Raw genomic sequence first — 16,964 nt, forward strand, 5'->3', positions numbered from 1 at the left:
GGTTGCCACAAAGCCCAAAAATCACCTAACCGGGCTACCTGATGGCTATTTTTACCGTGCCCTTGTCTTCTGAACTGAAATAACGTAAATTCAACGTGCTATAAACCATCCGAAAGCATATCCAGATGAAAAAAAACAACTCCAGAAGATCATTCCTTAAAAAAGCAACCTTAGGCTCCGCAGCCTTGACCGCTACTCCCTATGTGATGGGGTCTCCACGAAATGAAAAACTAGAATTATCCAGAAACTACGAGTCTATAAGTTATGAGGCAAATGATCAAATCAATTTGGGATTGATAGGGTCTGGAATCCAGGGTATTTATGATACTACGGCGGCACTAAAGGTTAATGGTGTAAAACTAGTGGCTGCTTGCGACCTCTATGATGGTCGTCACACACGGGCCAAAGAGCTCTGGGGCGATGACATTTTCACCACCAGGGATTATCGGGAACTTTTAAATCGAGACGATATCGATGCCGTCATTGTGGCGACTCCCGATCACTGGCATAAACGAATTACCATCGATGCCCTAAAGGCCGGAAAAGCGGTATATTGCGAAAAGCCCATGGTACAACGATTCGATGAGGGGCAAGAGATTATCAAAGCCCAAGCAGCTTCCGGTACTATATGTCAAGTAGGTAGTCAGGGCATGTCGTCGCTAGGAAATGAAAAGGCCAAGCAATTATACGAAGAAGGTGCTATCGGTGAAATTGTAATGCTGGATATGTACAACGACCGCTATTCGGCCGAAGGTGCATGGCAGTATCCCATTCCCCCCGATGCCAATCCCGACACCGTTGATTTTGACACTTTCCTGGGACGTGCACCCAAAGTACCTTATGAGCCAAAACGTTTTTTTAGGTGGCGGAACTATCGAGATTATGGCACGGGGGTTGCAGGCGATTTGTTCGTACACGCTTTCTCCACATTGAATCACGTTATCAGCTCAAACGGACCCAATAGGGCATTGGCTACGGGTGGTTTGCGCTATTGGAACGATGGTCGCGACGTACCCGATGTGACCATTACCTTATATGACTATCCTAAAACCGATACCCATGCGGCCTTCAATGCCGTATTCCGAATTAATTTTATTGCCGGCGGTGGAGGCGGTGGCGGGTTCAAGCTCATCGGAACGGAGGGTGAAATGGAAGTAGGCCAGAACTCCGTAAAATTGACACGTTCCAAGTTGGGTATGGTTCCAGGCGGCTATTCGATGGTTGCCTATACCGAAGCGACCCAAGGGAAGATACGGGAATCGTATGCCAAAAAAAACCTGGAGACAAGAGCTTCCAAACTAAACACAGGAACCACCACATGGGAAGCCCCTAGGGATTATAAGGGAGCCCACTACGATCATTTTTACAACTTTTTCCAAGCCGTTCGTGGCAAGGGGCCGGTAATCCAAGATCCGACCTTTGGATTACGTGCCGCCGGGGCGGCCCTATTGGCCAATGAGAGTTATTTCCAAGGAAAGCCGGTCAACTGGAACCCAACGGTCATGAAGTTGATTGAAGGCTAAAAACGATTAATCCTTTTGTTTGAGAGGCACTTTTTCAAGGGTATTGCCATCCCCATCAAGGTAAAAGGTCTCGAAATCGGTATTGTTGACCCAAGGGGCCTGGGGATTTTCACCTGCCATATAACGGGTGTAAAAATCCCTTCCTCCCGCAAGGGGTGCCCGTTCGTACAAATGTCCATAGCCTACCATCCTAAGGTCACCTTGTTCCAACAGTTTGGCCTCCATCTCTTGGCGGAGTGTATTTGTCATGCTTAGGTACTGGGCATCCTGGGCTAGATTCACCATACAAAAGGGGTCCGTTCCAATGTTGTAAAGCTCGTCGGCAACCCGTTTTCCGAAGTTTAGTCTCCAATACCGCGCATCCTCCCCATTGCGCCTCATATTCAGGATTACCGTTTTGGTGGGACTTCCATCGGAATTCAAATAACCCGTTTCAGGATTTCCCGATGGCCATCGATCTGTTTCATAGTTCCTTAGATACAGCATACTGTCTTTGTACATGCCTCGAATGGGAAAGCCGATATCATCGGGTCTTCCGGTATCGTGGCGTTCCTTTCCTACCAGCACGTAGTTGCGATCGATCTCGATTTGTCCCGATTTTGAGGATTCGATGATGTTCATTAAACTCCTTCCCGAGGCCGGATGCATTCCAGATACCTTCCAATCGATTCCTGCCATTTCCAAAAAAGTTGGGGCCAAATCTATAAAGCTAACGTAGTTGTCGACCACCCTTCCTCCCTGTTGCATTTTTTCCTTCCAAAGCATGGCCATCGGAACGTGATTGGCATTTTCGTACTGATCACCTTTTACTCTTGGAAACGGCATGCCGTGATCGGAAGTTACTACCACCAATGTATTCCCCAGTAAATTGCGTTCCCGAAGGATTTGCATAATGTTGCCGATATGCCGATCTGTATCCTCGATTTCATAGGCATAATCCAATAAATCGTTTCTGGTAATTTCATTATCGGGCCAATACGGCGGGAAGTTCTCGATCATGTCGATGGTCTTTCCGCCCAATCTGGAGCCCGTACCATACTCATAGCCACGATGCGGTTCGGTGGAGCCTACCCAAAAACTCCATGGTTTGTCTTTAGGGGCCTTCTCTAAAAAATCATTGAAATTGGCACTGTAATCGTTATCGGAAATACCGGAGGTTGCAGGCTGCAGCTTTTTATCATTGTACGCCAGGCCCATGACCTCCCGTTGGCTTCCGTCCTCGTTCAGGGTCTTCCCCGGGGCATATCCCTTGCCCGTATGGCCTGTGGTATACCCATTTTTCAATAGCACCTCCTGATACGTCTTGAATTTGGGCGGGAAGTAAATATAGTGGTTGGCAGCAGCATCCAACTGCCAAGAGTTACGCCCGGTCATCACCGAGGAGCGAGATGGGGCACATTTGGCATTCGGGGTATAGGCCCGACTAAAAAGTATTCCTTCCTTTGCAATGGCATCAAAAGCGGGTGTATTCACATAGGTACTTCCGTAGGCACCCATATCGAGTCCCGCATCATCGAACATGATGACCAAGATATTTGGCCGTATGTCTTCTTGGGCATACCCGATGCCTTGCCAAATGGCGCAGACGAGAAAAAAAATATATCTCATCTTCATGATGGATAGTTTATAGTTTACCATAAGTTACATTATTCCATCGTAGCTCTTGTTTAAACCGATAAAGATCGGTCTTGTCATCGATCAGTAAAAATTCAATGTTCAGCATATCGGCAAAATCCTCTAACTGTTCCGCTAGAATATTTTGACTATAACAGGTATGGTGCGCTCCTCCCGCCAGAATCCATGCGGCGACGGCGGTAGGCAAATCGGGTTCAGGTCGCCATAGGGCTCTTGCTACCGGTAGTTTGGGCATATCGTTTTGTATTTCCAAAGCCGCTACCGTATTGACCAAGAGACGAAACCGATGCCCCAAATCGATCATGGTTGCATTTACTGCTTTTCCCGGTCCGGCATTGAAGACCAATCGTGCGGGATTTTCTTTGCCCCCGATTTCCAAAGGATGTACCTCTAACTTGGGAGTACCGCTTGCGATGGAAGGACAAATCTCCAACATATGGGAACCTAGTACAGCACTATTATCGGGTTCGAAATGATAGGTGTAGTCCTCCATAAAACTATTGCCCCCTTTTAGACCGGCCGCCATGACCTTCATACTTCGCACTAAGGCGGCCGTCTTCCAATCACCCTCTGCCCCGAAACCATATCCTTGAGCCATTAAGCGCTGTGTAGCGATTCCGGGTAACTGCTTTAACCCGTGTAAATTTTCAAAGGTATTGGTGAACGCAGTGAATCCGCCTTCCTCTAAAAAGGCCCTCAGACCAATTTCAATTTGGGCGGCATCGCGAAGCGACCTATGCCGTTCGCCTCCTTGTTTGACCGAATCGGCGAGGGCATATGAATCGTTATATTCCTCGATTAACCTTCTGATTTCTTTATCTGTCACCCGATTTATAAAAGGCACCAGATCTCCAAGTCCGTACCCATTGACCTCATATCCAAACTGGATCTGAGCGGAGACCTTGTTACCCTCGGTGACAGCTACTTGGCGCATATTGTCCCCTATCCGGGCTATCTTCATGCTTTGGGAATCCGCCAAGGCACAGGCTACACGGCACCAACGGTCGAGTTGTTCGATGACCATTTGATTTTCCCAATGGCCGACCACTACTTTGCGTTGTATCTCCATGCGTGCGACGATAAAACCAAACTCCCTGCCTCCATGGGCCGATTGGTTGAGGTTCATAAAGTCCATGTCGATACTATCCCAAGGAATATCCCTATTGAACTGTGTATGAAGATGAAGGAAAGGTTTGTGAAGGACTTTAAGACCAGTGATCCACATTTTGGCGGGCGAAAAGGTATGCATCCAAACAATAAGGCCAACACAACTAATATGGTTGTTGGCTTCCTTGCATAAGTGCAGAATTTCATCTGCCGTTTTCACTACCGGCTTAAAAACAAGCTGTACCGAAATGGAATTTTGTGACCGATAGGCACTTACAATCCGCTGGGAATGATCGGCCACTTGCCGCAAGGTTTCCGGTCCATAAAGGCGCTGACTTCCCGTTACCAGCCAAACTTCGTATTTATCGAGATCTATCATGTCGGTATGTAATTCATAACAGGCAACCTCCCCGTAAACCAAGGAAATTGATAAAGTATCTTATAACGAAAGCGTACTGAAGGATACCATGATATACAATACGATCAAAACTACCACCACAGAGGCAACAATATCCCAAATGTTATAGCTCGCCTTATTGGCCGCTTTCTGCTCTGCGGTCACCGTACCAAAAGTAAGACCCTGTAACTGGGCCTCCGAAGGCCTGGGATAAAACATACTTACCGTAACCGCGATGGCGATGCACATGGCAAAAAAATAGGCCCCAAAAACGAGCCAATTAATATCCGCTATAGCAAATAGAAAACTGCCTTCGCTGAAACTTGACTTGGTAATCTCCAAGGTAAGTTTTGAAAATCCAATAATCAATCCACCTACCAAAGTTGCGATTGCCCCATTGGCGTTGATGCGCTTATAAAAAATGCCTAAAAGAAATACCGCGGTAATCGGCGGTGAAATATAGGCCTGTACGTTCTGTAGATATTCGTATAATCCATCGGATAAAGTAGTAATGATCGGAATCCACAACAAGCCCAAGCCCACAACGAAAAAAGTAGCGACGCGACCGGTCTTCACCAATTGTTCCTCCGGTTTGTCCGGTTTTAGCTTTTTATAGATATCCAAGGTAAACAGGGTAGAACAGGAGTTAAAGACCGAGGCCAAGGAACTCATTAGGGCCGCTAGTAGTCCGGCCGCTACCAATCCCCTAAGACCGGAAGGCAGCAGGTTGCTCATCAAAACGGGAAAGGCTTCATCGGGACTATCCCAATCGAGCTTTCCCTGCATCTTTAATCCCAAGGCCACTACTCCCGGTATCAAAAAGAGGAAAACGGGCATCAATTTCAAAAGTGCCCCGAAAATGCTTCCCCTTCTACCTTCCTTGATATTTTTGGCGGTCAATACCCGTTGTACGATCACCTGATCGGTACACCAGTACCATATTCCTACAATGCTACTTGTAAAAAAGAGCGGAAACCACGGATAGTCCGGATCGGAGTTCGACCGCCACATATTAAAATAATCGACCCCTACGGTGTCTTTGAGCTCTCCCCATCCTCCAACGGCATCCAAGCCCATAAAAGTGAGTACCCCCGCACCGACCACCAGCACCATGGCCTGGATGGTTTCGGTGTAGACCACTGCACGCATACCTCCCAGCACGGTGTACAAACCTGTTAATACGACCGTGGCGACCGCCCCTATCCAAAATGGAATGCCCAACAGGGCTGAAACTACTATACCACCGGCGTAAATAGTTACCGATACCTTGGTCAAAATATAGGCGATCAAGGAGACGACCGACAGCACCCATCGGGACCGTGCGTCGAAACGCTTTTCTAAAAACTCCGGCATGGTAAACACCCCACTTCGGGCGTAAAAAGGAAGAAAAACCCAGCCTAGCATCAAGACGATCCAGGCATGTAATTCGTAAATTAGGAGTGGCATCTTGTCACCCGCACCGTTTCCTGCCAGACCAACAACGTGTTCCGAACCGATATTGGAGGCAAAAATGGAGGCCCCTACGACGAACCATCCGATATTGCGTCCTGCCAGGAAGTAATCTTCGGTATCTTTTTGCTTTTGTTTAATGACCCACCAAGCAATTCCTAAAAGTATTAGAAAGTAAATGGCAATTACTACCCAATCCAATGTATCCAGTCCCTTCATCTGTAAAATTTAGTTGGTTGCTATATTTACCGGCACCCCTGACCATAATAGGCATCTTTACCGTGTTTTCGGTCAAAGTGCTTTCTTTTTAAAGTATCTTTTAAAGGTAGGGCATCCGGATTAATTTGCAAGGTAAGGTAGGCCATCTTGGCTACTTCTTCGCAGACCGCGCTGTGGTATACCGCTTTGCCAACCGTAGTGCCCCATGTAAACGGGCCGTGACTGCCCACCAGTATCATTTGTACTTCCTTATAGTCTAACTTTCTTTCCTTGAGACAGTCGAAAATCTGATATCCCGTCATGTGTTCATAATCTCCCTGTATATAATCATCTTTCATAGGCAGGGCACAGGGAATATCCGTTATCAAATAATCCGCATGGGTAGTACCAAAAACAGGAATATCCTTCAAGGCCTGTGCCCAGGCGGTAGCGTATGTGGAATGGGTATGCACTACCCCACCGATAGCATCATATTCCTTGTACAAGACTGCATGGGTCTTGGTATCGGAAGAGGGCCTTCGGTTTCCATCGATAGGTTTGCCATTAAAATCACAAATGACCACATCCTCTGGACGCAGCTCGGCATAGGGAACCCCACTGGGCTTGATGCCAAAAACTCCCTTATTTCTATCGACCGCGCTGGCATTGCCGAAACTGTATAGCACTAGACCCAATCGGGGCAATTGCATATTGGCCTCATATACCTCTTCTTTCAATGTTTTATAATTGCCCATATCTCTTTTTTTCGTTCATAATGTGCTGCTCCATGATCTTGCCGAGAGTATCATACCTTGCATACACTTGACTATACTGCACCACATGGTCGGGTATTGGTAAATAGGCTCGCTCGAACGCACTCCCCATTTTTTGCATAGCGGTAGTCACATCATCAAAGACTCCTGCCGCTACGGCACCGAAAATAGCAGCTCCCAAGGCACAGGCTTGTTCCGAAGCTACTACTTTTATCGGCATATTAAGTACATCGGCCATCATTTGCATGATAAAAGGCGATTTTTTTGCCACGCCACCCAAGGCAATTACTCCATTGATCGGAACCTGTTCTTCGATAAAGCGTTCCACTATTTTCCTGGCTCCAAAACAAGTGGCTTCTGCCAAGGCCCTGAAGATTTTGGGGGCCGTACTTCCTAGGTTGATACCGACTATAGCACCTTTTAAGAACTGGTTGGCATCGGGTGATCGTCTTCCGTTCATCCAATCCAAAGCCAGCTCCCCAGCAGAACCGATAGGTTCTGTGGAGGCCGCTTCACTCAATTTAGGAATCAATTCCGAACTCATTTTCTCGATTAGTTTTTGTTTCGTGGCCTGATCTATCAGATCAGAAGTTTCCAGAATTTCACCCAATGGCCAAGAAAGTACCCGTTCGAACCAAGCGTAGATGTCTCCAAAGTCCGATTGACCCGCTTCGAGCCCTGACATACCTGGTACGACAGAGCCATCTACCTGTCCGCAGATACCCTTTACGAGTCTTTCATTCCCCACCCCCGGGGCCACCAAAATATCGCAGGTAGAAGTACCCATGATTTTAGTAAGAAAATAGGGTTCCATTTTCGCCCCTACGGCACCCATGTGGGCATCAAAGGCGCCTACGGAAACGACTACCGAATCTGGCAATCCCAACCGTTGTGACCATTCCCATGATAGTGTTCCTACCGGAACATCGGCAGTGTACGTGCGGGTATACAGACGGTCTCGAAGTCCGTTCAACAACGGGTCCAAAGTGGTCAAGAAGTCGTTCGAAGGTAGTCCTCCAAAAGATTCATGCCAAAGTGCCTTGTGTCCGGCAGCACAGCGACTTCTCTTTATTTGGGAAACATCGGACCCTTCAGTTAACAAAAAGGGAATCCAATCGCAGTGTTCTACCCATGAGTACGCGGCTTCATATACTCCGGCATCTTGCCTTGATATATGTAGAATTTTAGACCAGAACCATTCCGACGAGTAGACACCTCCTTCATACTTCGAATAATTGATGGGCCATTGGGAACAAAGTGTATTAATCTCCTCCGCTTCAAGAATCGCGGTATGATCTTTCCAAAGCACAAACATGGCATTAGGATTATCTGTAAATTTGTCGAGCAAGGCTAAAGGAGTACCTGATTTATCGACAGCTACTGGAGTAGATCCGGTGGTATCGACCCCTATGCCAACAACGTTTTCCACAACGGATTCCCCGACCTTATCGGTAATCGCTTTGACGGTGTTCTCTATTCCCTCAATATAATCGAAGGGATGCTGTCGAAACTGATTCGTGGAGGGGTCACAATAGTGTCCCTTTTGCCAACGTGTATAAACATGTACCGCTGAAGCGAGTTCTTCCCCCGTACTGGTATTGACCAGAAGCGAGCGTACCGAATCAGTACCAAAATCGATACCTATGGTGTATTTTAATTGGGCCATGGTTCCAGTTATATCACGGTTCTCTTAACGGGTAATTTTAATGGGCTGACCAACTTCAAAAGTTGAAAGGGACCAGTATATGGCATCAGGTCTTAAACAAGTCCCCCAGCAAACTCCCCTAATCTTTGTTCTCAAAAAAGGCTTTGGTGTCTTTGTTGCAACGGCTATCATAGACTAAAGCTTTTGGCATGTTCATACTTCACTCTATTAAATTGGTATAAAAAAGCGCCCTTTTTAGACTCGGATTTGTCCTTCTCGTCCAGCTTTATCAAAAAATCCATCATCATGATTTTTTTTCTGAAGTTCCGTTTGTCAATTTCTTCGTTCAAGACTACCTCGTACAGACGCTGTAATTGGGGAAGGGTAAACTTTTTGGGTAAAAGATTAAACCCGACGGGTGCGGTCCTTACTCGGCGCCGTAACCTTCTTAAGGCGGAAGCGATCATTTCTTCATGGTCGAAAATTAAATTGGGCAAGGCATCGACGGGGAACCACCGAGCCCGGTATTTTTCTACAAGCCCAGCATCATAGTTTTCCTTTAGTATCAAAGCACTATACGTAGTTGATACAACTCTTTCATACGGATCACGGTCCGATTTTCCGAACGTCCGCACCTGTTCCATATAAAGATCCTCCAAGCCAGATAGCTCCTTTAGCACTCGATACGCAGCCTTGTCCAAATCTTCTTCGTTGCCTACAAATCCGCCCATTAATGACCATCGGTCTTTTTCGGGTTCAAACCCTCTATGGATTAACAGCACTTCCAGTTTTTTGTTATTAAATCCAAAAATAATACAGTCTACCGCCAAGGTGATCTGTTGTATTTCCGTATAAGTTCGATTGAGGTGTCTCGTCATTTTTTACGTAGCGAAGTCTTTCAAATATATAAAATAAATATTAGGTGTATTATATACACTTATTTTTAATACATTTAAAACTAAATTCATCCTTTTCCAATGAAGATTTTGCCGGTTTGTCTGCTTTTTTTGTTCGTAGCTGTCCCCTTTCTAAACAACCCTTCGGCAAAAAAGGGCTGGGTAACCGATTTACAAGACCCCAAATGGGAGCCCCTTTTTAATGGAACCAATCTTGACGGTTGGTACATGGTAGTCAAAGACAGTTCGTTCACCGGAACGGTGGATGAAATTTTTGCGGTAAAAGAGGATGCGATACATGTTTATCCCGGACAAGAACCGCACTCGCTACAGACTTTCGCCGGACTCGTTACGGAAGAAACCTATGACAACTACAAATTGCGGATGGAATACAAATGGGGCGAAAAAAAGTTTCGACCACGACATGGGGCCGTTCGTGATGCCGGAATCATTTTTCACATGCACGGTAAGGAAATGATTTGGCCTTATGGGATAGAATGTCAGATCCAAGAAGGCGATACGGGAGATGTATGGGCCATTGGCTCCAAGGTCAGTTCAACAATTCAGGATGTGGTACGCAATTATGACCCCAAAGGTACTTTGACAACGAGGGGAGACACCCTACAAACCTTTCAACGCTTTCATCGAAGTTATTGTTGGGAGGTTCCGGGATGGAATACCATTGAAATTCATGTCAAGGAGAACAACGCCGTTTTTCTAGTAAACGGAAAAGTAGTAAACGAAGCCCTGGATATGCGTTATTGGTCGAAAACCGATACCGCCTGGGAGCCCCTAACAGAGGGTAAAATCATGATCCAAGCGGAAGGTGCGGAACTTTTTTACCGCAACATCGAACTCCAAAAACTGTGACGGGCGCCCACTGGAATCAATACATCGCGGTAAGAGACTCTTAGAAAACGTTTTGGTTTACCAAAAAGGACCTTAATAGGCATCCTTGATCCACTGGTAGGGTTTTCTTTTTATCCAAAGACCACGGGTAAAATCAGGAAAATCTTGAGGGGCGCCATTGTTTTCTATAGAGGCCTCCGACAAAGGGGTCACGGCACTCCATGCTGCGGCGTCATAGGCATCCATAGGTGGGGCAACGTTCGCCTTGGCAGACTCCACGAACGAATTAATGACGAAAAAATCCATTCCGCCATGTCCGGCGTCCAGGGCGTATTCACCAAACTTTTTCCATAATGGATGGTCGTATTGGGACAACCATTCTTTGTCCGGATCCCATTTGTGCGGTTTCGACTTTCCTTCAATATAGATACGATCACCATCGTTTTCCCAGAGTCCGTTTGCACCCTGCACACGAAACCCTAGGGAATAAGGTCGTGGCAGATTACAATCGTGTGTGATAATGATGGTTTCTCCATTGGCGGTTTCCAAGGTAGAAGTAATCACATCGCCCTGCTTAAACTTTACCTTGGCATTTGGATGATCTTCTCCGCCGATTTTCACAATGTAATTATGTAATCCTATCGCTTTCGACGCATGGGAAGTCATCGAAACCAGACGATTCCCCCTGTTTATGTCGGCCATCACGGCGATAGGTCCCAATCCGTGGGTCGGATAGACATCCGCATTGCGCTTTACCGAATGTTCAGTACGCCACCTGGCCTCTGAAATAGCTTTTTCCCCAAACTCTACCCCACCACCGTAAGGCTGTTTGCCATCGTTGAATTTTACTTCCCTCAAATCGTGCTGATAGCCACACCTAAAGTGCACTAACTCTCCGAATATATTTTGCTTGACCATATTCAACACGGCCATGATGTCTCTTCGATAATTCACGTTCTCCAGAATCATCATGTGGGTGCCAGTAGCTTCATGGGTGTTCACCAAATCCCAACACTCTTCCAAGGTATTCGATGCAGAAACCTCGACCCCTGCATATTTCCCAGCCTTCATCGCATCGACGGTCATTCGTGTATGCCATAGCCAAGGTGTAGCGATGATGACCGCATCTACTTCCTTCAAATCAAGTAAATTGCGATAGTCGTAGTCATTGCTTCCAAAAGTCTTTGGCACCTTGCCCCCGGCTTTGGAAATAAGATCTTTGGCGATTGTAATCCTAGTCGGGTCAATATCGCAGACAGCGGTGACGTTTACATCTTTCCTCGACAAAAGGTTTTGCAAATGGTTGGTACCTCGCAGTCCGGCACCGATCAAACCCACGTTCAATTTTTCATTCTGATCGGCAGGCAACATCCCGTAGCCAAAGCCAGGTGCTAGCGCTAGTCCGGTTCCTATCATTGCGGATTTCTGTATAAAATTTCTTCTAGAGCCCATTTTGTCCTTTATTTTTGTTTGAGATTTTTTTTGGCTACCTATCAACCATTCGATCAAATTATAAAAATTTTTGCTTGCATCGTTTCAGACAGCCATTTTTATTGGAAATGACCGCATCTTCGATGCTTCTTTTGATTCAAAAACTTACTTTTGCAAGGTAAAAACAGAAAACACATGACCTTATTATTAATGGCCGCCGGGAGTGGAAGCCGCTACGGAAAACTAAAACAATTCGATGACTTGGGCCCCAAAGGTGAATTTCTGATGGAATTTGCGATGTACGACGCTATAAAGAATGGCTTCGGGCACATCGTGGTCATCACTAAAAAAGAGAATGTCGATTTTTTAAGGGAACACCTGGAAGCAAGACTTCCCAAGACCGTAAAATTGGATGTGCTCTCCCAAGAAATCAGCGACCTACCGGACGGAATGGAATTTTCCGGGGAACGTCTAAAACCATGGGGAACCGCCCATGCCGTATGGACAGCCAGAGATGTAATCAAGGATCCTTTTTGTGTTATCAATGCCGATGATTTCTACGGCCAATCGGCCTATGAAAACGCAGCGAAGTTTATCAGGGAACACCCTCAAGAAGACCATTACGCCCTAGTAGGTTATATCTTAAAAGACACCCTATCCGAACATGGTTCGGTGTCCCGTGGGGTCTGTATGACCAGTGGGGATGACCTTGTTTCGGTTGATGAACGATTAAAGTTGGAACAAAAGGGCGACAAAGTGGTCGATGCCGATTCGGGATTGGAATATACCGGAAATGAATTGGCCAGTATGAATTTCTGGATATGTAGGCCCTCTATTTTTGGGGTCATAGAAACAGAATTTCGAGAGTTTCTACAAGACGACCAACTAGTTAAAACCGGTGAACTCTACATTCCCAAGACCGTTCAAAAAATGTTGAAGGATGGACTTGCGAAGGTCAAGGTAGTCCCTGCCCAAGATCAGTGGTTTGGGGTAACCTATGCCAGTGACCGGGAAACAGCGGTGGCCAGTCTGAAACAAAAGACCGCCGAAGGACAGTACATTACCCCCTTATGGTCAATGTAACGTATAGTGATAAGACCCTAAATATCCTGCTTAAGGAATTTCAGACCCCGCGGACGGACTACCGATTTCAGCCGCTGACACAGGGCTTTATCAACGATACTTTTTTAGTACTTTCCGATACGCAGCCCCTTTATATTTTGCAGCGAATCAACCATGAGGTATTTCCTAATGTGAAGGAGTTGATGGGCAACATACAAAAAGCCTTTGAACATCTCAAGCACGACTCCTATCGTACAATAGCATTGGTACGTACTGGCAGCGGGAGTACCTATTTCGAGCATGAAGTGTACGGATATTGGCGTTTGATGACCTATATTTCCGGTACTATCGCGTACGACACCACCCAAGATTCGAAAATAGCTCGGGAAGCAGGACGTCTAATAGGGACGTTTCATCTGTTGCTACAAGACGTAGACCCCGATGACTTTTTCGATACCGTCCCCCGTTTTCATGATTTACACCTTCGAAACCAACAGTTCGAAACTTCCCTTGGAAGGGCAAGGACTGCAAGGCTAAACGAAGCAAAGAACGCCATCGCCTTTGCCAAAGATACGATCAAAGAGCTTCTCGGTTTTGACAGAACCCCCTTACCCCCTAGGGTTTGCCATAATGATACGAAGCTCAATAACATTCTTTTTTCAAAACAAACCGGTGAGGCACTTTGCCTCATCGATCTCGATACTTTGATGAAGGGGTATTTCCATTACGATTTCGGTGATGCGGTACGCACGATTGTCAATACCGCCGCCGAAGATGAAAAAGATCATCGCAAAATTGCTTTTGAAAACAGGTTGTTCGAGGCCTTTGTCGATGGTCTGGCCTCCAATGCGCCCTTTCTCACCAAAGGGGAAATCAAAGCCTTGCCTTATGGGGTAGTATTGATGCCTTTCCTACATGGGCTTCGAGCCTTGACCGACTATCTGAACAACGACACCTACTACAAAGTAGCGTATGAAAATCAAAATCTGGATAGATGCCTGAGCTTGTTCGATTTTACAGCAAAGGCACTACGGGAAATGGACTATATGGCCCAAATAGCCCTCAAAAAATTATCTCCAAAAAGCTAGTAAATCAACTTTCTCGAGGAATGCTGGCAGGTCGACTGTGACCGCCAAAAAAACGTTCCCAAGCAGCTTCCTATTTTTACTCTCAAATTCAAAATTCCAAGGAAAACAAGGAATACCGACAAGCCGTTCAACATCAATTTTAGTACCTTGGTATTACTATTAATACTGCTTGCGGATGTCTAAACATCTTATCGGATTCTTTCTACTACTCTTAACCGTTTTCGGTTGTAAAAAAGAACAAAAAGACCATCGATTTGTTCATCTGGCTTCCTCGAAAACAGGTATCGACTTCGTCAACCGGATAACCGAAAACGACAGTATCAACGCAGTCAATTTTCAGTACTGCTATAACGGGGGCGGAGTCAGGATGGGCGATTTCAACAATGACGGACTCACCGACATCGTTTTTACCGGAAATCAAGTATCCTCAAAGCTGTACCTCAACCAAGGGGAGCTATCCTTTGAGGGTGTCTCGGAAAAAGCGAATTTCAAGACCAGTAGCTGGACAACCGGGGTATCGATCGTAGATATCAATTCGGATGGTCTCGAGGATATTTACCTAAATGTCGGTGGTTCCGATTGTAAAGGAGATTGTAACAACCTATTGTTCGTTAACCAAGGCCTTGATGAGAATGGCGTTCCTCGGTTCGCCGAAGAAGCAACCGCCTACGGCCTTGATGACGGAAATTATGCCCAACAGTCGGTCTTTTTCGACTATGATGGGGATGGGGATCTGGATGTATATATTCTTCATAATGGCAACTCCGGCATCGACAAGAACAATCCCGTTCCGAAACAGTATATGCCACCCCACCTAAAGGATTTTTTACTACGAAACGATACGAAGGAAGGCATCGAACATCCCGTATTTACCAATGTGTCTGAAAGCGTTGGAATCGTTCATGGTGGATTTGGACTGGGTGTGGGTATCAATGATTTTAACGGTGACGGACTTATCGATATTTATGTGGCGAACGATTTCATCACCGAAGATCTGTTGTACATCCAAAAAAGACACGGGGATAGTCTACAGCCCTGGTTTGAGGAGAAAAGCAAGCAGCTATTGGGTCATGAGACCTATAATGCCATGGGAATCGATTTTCAAGATATCAACAATGATACGCGACCCGATATTTTGGTGTTAGACATGTTACCCCAGGATTATGGGCGCCATAAAAAGATGCTGGGTATGATGAACTATGACAAGTACTTGCTCTCCCTGCGTAACGGCTACAGTTTACAATACGTACACAATACCCTTCAAATCAACAATGGGCAGCTACATGAAAAACCTATAAAGGCAAGTGAAATAGGCTTTCTGAAGGGCCTCGCCAGCACCGATTGGAGCTGGGCACCCCTGATGGTGGATCTGGACAACGATGCCGATAAGGATATTTACATCTCCAACGGGTACGTAAAAGATGTGGCCGATTTGGACTATATCAACTATTCGGGCCAAAACAATATGTTCGGCACGAGGGAACAACGGATTGCAAAACAAATTGAATTTACCAAGAAACTGGACAGCATATATCTTCCCAACTTTATCTATGAAAATGACGGGGCTTTACATTTTACGGATGTCTCGGATAACTGGGTCGTAGGCAAACCCTCGTATTCCAATGGGGTAGCCTATGCCGATTTGGACCGGGACGGTGATTTGGATTTAGTCGTCAACAATATCAATGAGCCAGCTTATTTGTTGGAAAATACCTCCAACAACAACGAAGAAACCGACTATTTAAGAATACAATGAACGGGACTAAAAAGAATCCTCATAGCGTCGGAGCCAAAATTACGCTTTGGAACCAAGGAAAAGTACAGCATCATTTTCAATCCATAATACGAGGGTATCTTTCGTCAATGGAACCCTTGATCCATTTTGGGGTTCCCGACAGCTTGGTCGATTCCCTGAGCGTTACTTGGCCCAATGGAAAAAAACTGTCTTAAAACAGGTACGGGCAAGTCTAGTGTGGACTATTGAAATTCAAACCGGAAAGGAAATTCAATCTTTTGATCCGTCGACGCCCTCTTTATTGAAGCAAAAGAAAGGGCTCATCGACTTTGTTATCGTTCTTTTCTGGTTTCAATTTTTTCGTTGGGCATGAAGCGATCCCTTATTCGATTTTTCTTACAGCTCCCCTGAAAGATAAACACAAAGCAGGGCTATCCTCTTTTAAATTATAGTTTAAGAGTTATCCAAAATACATCCACTTTTATACCACCTAAAAAAATAGCAACACCCGTCGGTGTTTCTCATTTGTATTCTTTTTCAGTGGTCTGATTGGTGATACTACGGTTCTATGCTTTTAGGTACAGGAAATCAAAAGAATCGAGGTGATAGGACTAAGTGAAAAACACACTGTTTAACGTAATTAAAAAATTAATAAACATTTAACTATGGTTGCATGTGCAACCTTTTGTTTTTTAGCTAGCTTAGCCCCGTGAAAGTAGCGGAACCCAAAATCGATTTTGAAAACTCCATTGGTCCTTGGATTGGGAAGACCACCAAGATTATGGATTATTACATGCAGGAGGTGATGTCGCGGCACGGACTCGACTTGAGCAAGGAACAGATGATTGTTTTAAAAAAATTGCATGACCAAGACGGTCTTAAGCAGAACGAATTGGCATCGCTTACGTATCGGGACAAATCGTCGTTGGCACGTTTACTTTCAAAGATGGAGGCCAAAAACTTCATTGTTAGAAAGCAAAGTGAGGAAGACAAGCGAAGTAACGAAGTTTTTTTGACCGACGAAGGCCGCCGAATTTTTCATCGTACGCGTCCTGCCATCAAGGAGCACCTGGAAACCATGGAACAGGACCTCACCGAAGAGGAAAAACATCATATTATCCAAATACTTAAAAAAGTACAATTCAACTTTACAGGGAAAACCGCAAACTTATAACA

Annotated in this window: 14 protein-coding genes; 7 read left to right on the top strand and 7 right to left on the bottom strand. The window is 45.6% G+C overall.

Going from position 1 to position 16,964, the window contains the following annotated elements:
• Positions 1-125: 125 nt before the first annotated feature.
• Positions 126-1,523: a Gfo/Idh/MocA family protein gene (locus FK220_RS03955; RefSeq protein ID WP_152572969.1), complete on the top strand. Its 1,398-nt coding sequence runs from the start codon at positions 126-128 to the stop codon at positions 1,521-1,523.
• Positions 1,524-1,529: 6 nt separating this feature from the next.
• On the opposite strand, the gene FK220_RS03960 is transcribed toward FK220_RS03955, so the two are convergent.
• From FK220_RS03960 to FK220_RS03985, 6 genes are all read right to left on the bottom strand, one after another.
• Positions 1,530-3,137, bottom strand: a complete 1,608-nt coding sequence (locus FK220_RS03960) for a sulfatase family protein (protein WP_238718886.1) — start codon at positions 3,135-3,137, stop codon at positions 1,530-1,532.
• Positions 3,138-3,147: 10 nt separating this feature from the next.
• Positions 3,148-4,644 carry an L-arabinose isomerase gene (gene araA, locus FK220_RS03965; RefSeq protein ID WP_152572971.1) on the bottom strand — a complete coding sequence of 499 codons (1,497 nt, stop codon included), beginning with the start codon at positions 4,642-4,644 and terminating at the stop codon, positions 3,148-3,150.
• Between the two features lie 60 nt (positions 4,645-4,704).
• Entirely contained in the window at positions 4,705-6,330 is a 1,626-nt protein-coding gene (locus FK220_RS03970; RefSeq protein ID WP_152572972.1) for a sodium:solute symporter, read from the bottom strand.
• Positions 6,331-6,356: 26 nt separating this feature from the next.
• On the bottom strand, positions 6,357-7,064 hold the full coding sequence (gene araD, locus FK220_RS03975) for an L-ribulose-5-phosphate 4-epimerase AraD (RefSeq protein ID WP_152572973.1): 708 nt from the start codon (positions 7,062-7,064) through the stop codon (positions 6,357-6,359).
• Positions 7,051-8,748: a ribulokinase gene (locus FK220_RS03980; protein ID WP_152572974.1), complete on the bottom strand. Its 1,698-nt coding sequence runs from the start codon at positions 8,746-8,748 to the stop codon at positions 7,051-7,053. Before FK220_RS03980 ends, araD begins: the two co-directional genes overlap by 14 nt.
• Positions 8,749-8,915: 167 nt before the next feature.
• Entirely contained in the window at positions 8,916-9,605 is a 690-nt protein-coding gene (locus tag FK220_RS03985; protein WP_152572975.1) for an NUDIX hydrolase, read from the bottom strand.
• Between the two features lie 99 nt (positions 9,606-9,704).
• Between FK220_RS03985 and FK220_RS03990 the strand changes: the two genes are divergently transcribed.
• On the top strand, positions 9,705-10,493 hold the full coding sequence (locus FK220_RS03990; RefSeq protein ID WP_152572976.1) for a 3-keto-disaccharide hydrolase: 789 nt from the start codon (positions 9,705-9,707) through the stop codon (positions 10,491-10,493).
• A 72-nt stretch (positions 10,494-10,565) separates the two neighbouring features.
• Here FK220_RS03990 and FK220_RS03995 read toward each other — a convergent pair whose 3' ends face one another.
• Positions 10,566-11,924: a Gfo/Idh/MocA family protein gene (locus FK220_RS03995; protein WP_152572977.1), complete on the bottom strand. Its 1,359-nt coding sequence runs from the start codon at positions 11,922-11,924 to the stop codon at positions 10,566-10,568.
• 174 nt (positions 11,925-12,098) lie between these two features.
• Here FK220_RS03995 and FK220_RS04000 point away from each other — a divergent pair, with 174 nt between their 5' ends.
• From FK220_RS04000 to FK220_RS04020, 5 genes are all read left to right on the top strand, one after another.
• Complete coding sequence (locus FK220_RS04000) at positions 12,099-12,986, top strand: nucleotidyltransferase family protein (protein WP_152572978.1); 888 nt, start codon at positions 12,099-12,101, stop codon at positions 12,984-12,986.
• Positions 12,974-14,053 (top strand): phosphotransferase enzyme family protein, encoded by a 1,080-nt coding sequence (locus FK220_RS04005; protein ID WP_152572979.1) that lies wholly within the window; start codon positions 12,974-12,976, stop codon positions 14,051-14,053. Before FK220_RS04000 ends, FK220_RS04005 begins: the two co-directional genes overlap by 13 nt.
• Before the next feature lie 175 nt (positions 14,054-14,228).
• Positions 14,229-15,809, top strand: coding sequence for an FG-GAP repeat domain-containing protein (locus FK220_RS04010; protein ID WP_152572980.1), 1,581 nt, complete (start codon positions 14,229-14,231; stop codon positions 15,807-15,809).
• Positions 15,806-16,003 carry an ASPIC/UnbV domain-containing protein gene (locus FK220_RS04015; protein ID WP_152572981.1) on the top strand — a complete coding sequence of 66 codons (198 nt, stop codon included), beginning with the start codon at positions 15,806-15,808 and terminating at the stop codon, positions 16,001-16,003. The genes FK220_RS04010 and FK220_RS04015 overlap by 4 nt, the downstream gene beginning before the upstream one ends.
• A gap of 494 nt (positions 16,004-16,497) precedes the next feature.
• Positions 16,498-16,962: a MarR family winged helix-turn-helix transcriptional regulator gene (locus tag FK220_RS04020; RefSeq protein ID WP_317168303.1), complete on the top strand. Its 465-nt coding sequence runs from the start codon at positions 16,498-16,500 to the stop codon at positions 16,960-16,962.
• The last annotated feature ends 2 nt before the right edge of the window (positions 16,963-16,964 follow it).

Source organism: Pelagihabitans pacificus (genome assembly GCF_009371985.2).
In the GTDB taxonomy this organism is placed as follows: Bacteria; Bacteroidota; Bacteroidia; order Flavobacteriales; family Flavobacteriaceae; genus Pelagihabitans; species Pelagihabitans pacificus.